The organism is Streptomyces tricolor (genome assembly GCF_002155905.1).
Lineage (GTDB): Bacteria > Actinomycetota > Actinomycetes > Streptomycetales > Streptomycetaceae > Streptomyces > Streptomyces tricolor.
The window spans coordinates 1-5,332 of the sequence record NZ_MUMF01000255.1; the positions used below are offsets into that span (position 1 = coordinate 1).

The 5,332-nt window shown below is 76.4% G+C and carries 5 protein-coding genes and 1 pseudogene; all 6 read left to right on the plus strand.

Annotation, left to right across the window (positions count from 1 at the left end):
* On the plus strand, window positions 1-777 hold a 777-nt coding region (locus CCN44_RS18850; protein WP_244203938.1), incomplete at its 5' end, for a nodulation protein NodU.
* On the plus strand, window positions 774-1,769 hold the full coding sequence (locus CCN44_RS18855; protein WP_086698342.1) for a glycosyltransferase family 2 protein: 996 nt from the start codon (window positions 774-776) through the stop codon (window positions 1,767-1,769). The genes CCN44_RS18850 and CCN44_RS18855, both read left to right, overlap by 4 nt.
* The gene (locus tag CCN44_RS47640) at window positions 1,766-2,581 is read left to right on the plus strand and encodes a D-glycero-alpha-D-manno-heptose-1,7-bisphosphate 7-phosphatase (RefSeq protein WP_308406509.1); all 816 of its coding nucleotides are present in this window, start codon (window positions 1,766-1,768) and stop codon (window positions 2,579-2,581) included. The genes CCN44_RS18855 and CCN44_RS47640 overlap by 4 nt, the downstream gene beginning before the upstream one ends.
* Window positions 2,578-3,588 (plus strand): glycosyltransferase family 9 protein, encoded by a 1,011-nt coding sequence (locus CCN44_RS18865; protein WP_059254758.1) that lies wholly within the window; start codon window positions 2,578-2,580, stop codon window positions 3,586-3,588. Before CCN44_RS47640 ends, CCN44_RS18865 begins: the two co-directional genes overlap by 4 nt.
* The gene (locus tag CCN44_RS18870; protein WP_059247487.1) at window positions 3,585-4,547 is read left to right on the plus strand and encodes a glycosyltransferase; all 963 of its coding nucleotides are present in this window, start codon (window positions 3,585-3,587) and stop codon (window positions 4,545-4,547) included. Before CCN44_RS18865 ends, CCN44_RS18870 begins: the two co-directional genes overlap by 4 nt.
* Window positions 4,544-5,332: pseudogene (locus CCN44_RS18875) on the plus strand (glycosyltransferase); the annotation flags it as partial. The gene CCN44_RS18870 and the pseudogene CCN44_RS18875, both read left to right, overlap by 4 nt.

The window sequence follows — 5,332 nt, forward strand, 5'->3', positions numbered from 1 at the left end:
GTCGCCCTCAACTGCGTCGCCAACACCCGCCTGTGGCGGGAGAGCGGCTTCCGGCACGTGTGGGTGCAGCCCGCCGCCGGCGACGCCGGTACGGCCCTCGGCGCGGCGGCCCATGTCGCCGGGCAGAAGGACACCCTGGAGCCGATGCCGACGGCCGCCCTCGGCCGCGGCTGGAGCGACGCCGAGCTGCGCGCGTGGCTGGAGCGGGCCGCAGTCCCGTACGAGGAGCCCGCCGACATCGCCGAGACGGCCGCCGAGGCGCTGGCGGACGACGGGATCGTGGCCTGGTTCCAGGGGCGCAGCGAGTACGGGCCGCGCGCCCTCGGGCACCGCTCGCTGCTCGCGCACCCCGGCAAGGCGGAGAACCTGGAGCGGCTCAACGCGGTCAAGGGACGCGAGGAGTTCCGGCCCGTCGCGCCCATGGTGCTTGCCGAACGCGCGGGCGAGATCTTCGACGGGCCGCTGCCCAGCCCGCACATGCTGTTCGTGCACGACGTCGCCGCCGAGTGGAAGGCCCGCATCCCGGCCGTGGTGCACGTCGACGGCACGGCCCGCATCCAGACCGTGGACCGTACCCAGGAGCCCCTGGTGGCACGGATGATCGAGGGCTTCGAACGGCGCACCGGGCTGCCCGTGGTGGTCAACACCAGCCTGAACACCGCCGGGCGGCCCATGGTCGACGACCCCCGGGACGCCCTGGAGTGCTTCGGCTCGGCCCCCGTGGACCTGCTGGTGCTCGGCCCGTTCGCGATCCGCCGCGGAAAGGCGTTCGCATGAGCGACGCGCCCGCCTACACCGTCGTCGTCCCGACGATCGGCCGCCCCTGCCTCGCCGAGTGCCTGCGCGCGCTCGCCGCGGCCGACGGCCATCCGCCGCACGAGGTGGTCGTCGTGGACGACCGGCCCGCGCCCGACGGCGATCTGACGCTGCAGACGGCCGGGCAGCTGCTCGACCGGGTGCGCACGCTGCGCACCGGCGGCAAGGGCCCGGCCGCCGCCCGCAACGCCGGCTGGCGGACCGTCCGCACCCCGTGGACGGTGTTCCTGGACGACGACGTCCAGGTGCTGCCGGACTGGTCCCGGCGGCTCGCCGACGACCTGCGGGAGGCCGGCCCCGACGTCGGCGGTGTCCAGGGGCGGTTGCGAGTCCCCCTGCCCCCGGACCGTCGGCCGACCGACTGGGAACGCACCACCAAGGGCCTGGAGAACGCCGCCTGGGCCACCGCCGACATGGCCTACCGCACCGAGGCGCTGAAACGGACCGGCGGCTTCGACGAACGCTTCCCGCGGGCCTTCCGCGAGGACGCCGACCTCGCGCTGCGCGTGCAGCGGGCCGGCTGGTCCCTGATCCGGGGCACGCGGGTCACCCGGCACCCGGTCCGGCCGGCCCACTGGTGGGCCTCGCTGCCCGCGCAGCGCGGCAACGCCGACGACGCCCTGATGAACCGGCTGCACGGCCACGACTGGTGGGACCGCGCGCAGGCGCCCCGCGGCCGGCTGCCCCGGCACCTCGCGGTCACCGGCGCGGCCCTCGCCGCCGCCGGCTGCGCCCTGGCCGGGCGGCACCGGGCCGCGCGCGTCTGTGCCGCCCTGTGGACGCTGGGCACCGCAGAGTTCGCGCTCGCCCGGATCCTGCCCGGCCCGCGCACCGGCCGCGAGATCGCCGGGATGCTCGGCACCAGCGTGCTCATCCCGCCGCTCGCCGTGCGGCACTGGCTGCGCGGAGTCGTCCGGCACCGGCACGCCGAGCCCCTGGGAGGTGCCGAGTGAACCGGCTGTCCGCCGTCCTGTTCGACCGCGACGGCACCCTCGTGGTGGACGTGCCGTACAACGGCGACCCCGACCGGGTCCGGCTGCTGCCGGGCGCCGCCGCGGCCGTCGCGCTGGCCCGGTCCCACGGCCTGGCCACCGGCGTGGTCAGCAACCAGTCCGGCATCGGCCGCGGACTGCTCACCGTGGAGCAGGTGCGCCGCGTCAACGCGCGCGCCGACGAACTGCTGGGCGGGCTGGACACCTGGGTGTTCTGCCCGCACGCCCCCGACGTCGGCTGCGCCTGCCGCAAGCCCCGCCCCGGCCTGATCCTCACCGCCGCCGCCCGGCTCGGCGTACCGCCGGACGAGTGTCTGGTGATCGGCGACATAGCCGCCGACGTCCTGGCCGCGCGCGCCGCCGGCGCCCGCGGCGTCCTGATCCCGAACGCGGCCACCGACCCGGCGGAGGTACGACGCTTCGCCACGGAGAGCGCCCCCGACCCCCTCACCGCGGTCCGCGCGGCCCTGATCGAGGCCGGGGCACGGGCGGACAGGCGTCGCCCCTCCCCGGGCACGCCGCCCCCCGACCGGCGGCCGTCCGTCCCGGAAGCGGCGCCTCCGCCCGCTGCGCATCTGCGGGACCGCACAGGGCCGTCCGTGCCGGGCGCGGGGGTCGCCGGCCGGCGGCCGTCCGTCCCCGGTGCGGCGGCGAGCGGTGTGCGGCTGTCCTGGCGCGACGCCTCGGGTTCCGGGCAGGACCGGGACTCCGGCGCGGACCCGGTGGTCCGCGCGCCGTGGCGGGCCGGCCCGGCGAGGAGGTGTGCCGGATGAGGTCTCTCGTCGTCCGGCTCGACAGCTTCGGCGATGTGCTGCTCGCCGGGCCCGCCGTACGCGCCGTCGCCGCCCGCTCCTCGCACGTCACCCTGCTGTGCGGCCCCCGGGGCGCGGACGCGGCGCGGCTGCTGCCCGGGGTCGACGAGGTGCTGGTGTGGGAGGCGCCCTGGGAGGGGTTCGATCCGCCGCCGGTGCTCCCGTCGGACATCGACGCGCTGGTCGGGCGGCTGCGGGCCGGGGCCTACGACACCGCGCTCGTCCTCACCTCCTTCCACCAGAGCCCGCTGCCCACCGCGCTGCTGCTCCGGCTCGCCGGTGTCGGCCGGATCGGCGCCGACAGCGTCGACCACCCCGGCCGGCTGCTCGACGTACGCCACCGGCGGCGGGAGGGCCGGCACGAGGCCGAGGCGGCCCTCGACACCGCCGCCGCCATGGGGTTCACGGCACCTCCGGGCGACGACGGCCGGCTGCGCGTGCTGCCGCCCCCGGACACCGGCGGCCTGACCGGCAACGGCCCCTACGTGGTCCTGCACCCAGGCGCCAGCGCCCCCGCCCGCGCCTGGAGCCCGCACCGCTGCGCCGAGGCGGTCGCGCTGCTCGCCGACGCCGGGCACCGGGTGGTGGTCACCGGCGGTCCCGACGAGACCGACCTGACCCGGCGGGTCAGCGGCGACCTGGCCGTGGACCTCGGCGGCCGGACGTCCCCCCGCACCCTCGCCGGGGTGCTCCGCATGGCCGACGTCGTGATCAGCGCCAACACCGGACCCGCCCACCTCGCCGCCGCCGTCGGCACCCCGGTCGTCTCGCTGTTCGCCCCCGTCGTACCGGCCGAACGCTGGGCACCGTACGGCGTCCCCGTCATCCTGCTCGGCGACCAGTCGGCGCCGTGCGCGGACACCCGGGCCCTCACCTGTCCGGTGCCCGGCCACCCCTGCCTGGACGAGGTCACCGGACAGGACGTGGTGCGCGCGGTGCACAAGCTCATCCAGGAGCGGCAGTCATGAACATCCTCGTCTGGCACGTGCACGGATCCTGGCTCACCGCCTTCGTGCAGGGCCCGCACACCTACCTCGTCCCGGTCACCGACGACCGCGGACCGGACGGCCTGGGCCGGGCGGTGACCTGGGACTGGCCGCGGTCCGTCGAAGAACGCACCCCCAAGGAGCTGTGGGACGCCGACATCGACCTGATGGTCCTGCAACGCCCGCACGAACTCGACCTGGCCCTGCGCTGGACCGGCCGCCGGCCCGGCGTGGACGTGCCCGCCGTGTACGTCGAGCACAACAGCCCCGACGCGTCACCCGAGCGGCAACTCCACCCGCTGGCCGGGCAGTCGCGGATCCCGATCGTCCATGTCACCCACTTCAACCGGCTGATGTGGGACAACGGCCAGGCCCCGACCGAGGTCGTCGAGCACGGCATCGTCGACCCCGGCCCGCTGTGGACCGGCACCGAGCGGCGCGCGGCCGTCGTGGTCAACGACCCCGTGCGCCGGGGCCGTACCACCGGCACCGACCTGCTGCCCCGGTTCGCCCGCTCCGCCCCCCTGGACGTCTTCGGGATGCGCACCGAGGGCCTCGCCGAACACCTCGGCCTGCCGCCCGAGCGCTGCCGCACCCGGGACCTGCCGCAGCACGAACTGCACCGGGAGATGGCCCGGTGCCGGGTCTATCTGCACCCCGTGCGCTGGACCTCGCTCGGCCTGTCCCTGCTGGAGGCCATGTTCCTGGGCATGCCCGTGGTCGCCCTGGACACCACGGAGGTCCGGGACGCGATACCCGACGGCGCCGGGGTGGTCTCCAACCGCCTCGACGTCCTGGAGGACGCCGTACGGACCTTCCTCGCCGAGCCCGAGCCGGCCCGCCGCACCGGCGCGGCGGCCCGGGCCGCGGCCCAGGCCCGCTACGGAGAGCGGCGTTTCCTGGACGACTGGGAACGCCTGATCAAGGAGGTCACCCGATGAGCCGCATTCCGCACACGGCCGGGCGCGTCGCCATGGTCTCCGAGCACGCCAGCCCGCTGGCCGCGCTCGGCGGGCCGGACGCGGGCGGCCAGAACGTGTACGTCGCGCAGGTCGCCCGGCAGCTCGCCAGAAAGGGATACCGCGTCACGGTGTACACCCGGCGGGACGCGGCGGGCCTGCCGGACCGGGTGACCCTCATCGACGGCGTGCAGGTGGTGCACGTGCCCGCCGGGCCGCCCGCACCCGTCCCCAAGGACGAACTGCTGCCCCACATGACCGAGTTCGGGACCTTCCTGGCCCGGCAGTGGGCCCAGAGCCCGCCCGACGTGGTGCACGCCCACTTCTGGATGTCGGGCCTGGCCGCCCTGGCCGGCGCCCGGGAACTCGGCATCCCCGTCGTGCAGACCTACCACGCGCTGGGCACGGTGAAGAAGCGCTACCAGGGCGACGCCGACACCAGCCCGCCGCAGCGCCTCGCCGTCGAGGAGGCCGTCGGCCACGAGTGCGCCCGGATCATCGCCACGTGCAGCGACGAGGTGGCCGAACTGAAGGCCATGGGGCTGCCGGAGGACCGGATCAGCGTCGTGCCCTGCGGCGTCGACCCCGACCAGTTCACCCCGGGCGCCCGCACCCGCCCACCCGGCGCCCGCCGCCGGCGATGAGGAGTTCGGCGTCGGGGACGTCGGCCAGGGCGCGGATGGCGCGGTCGAAGCACTTGCGGGGCACGAGCCGGCCGACGGCCAGCAGCCGGCGGCCGGCTCGTGCCCCGCAAGGGCTTCGACCGC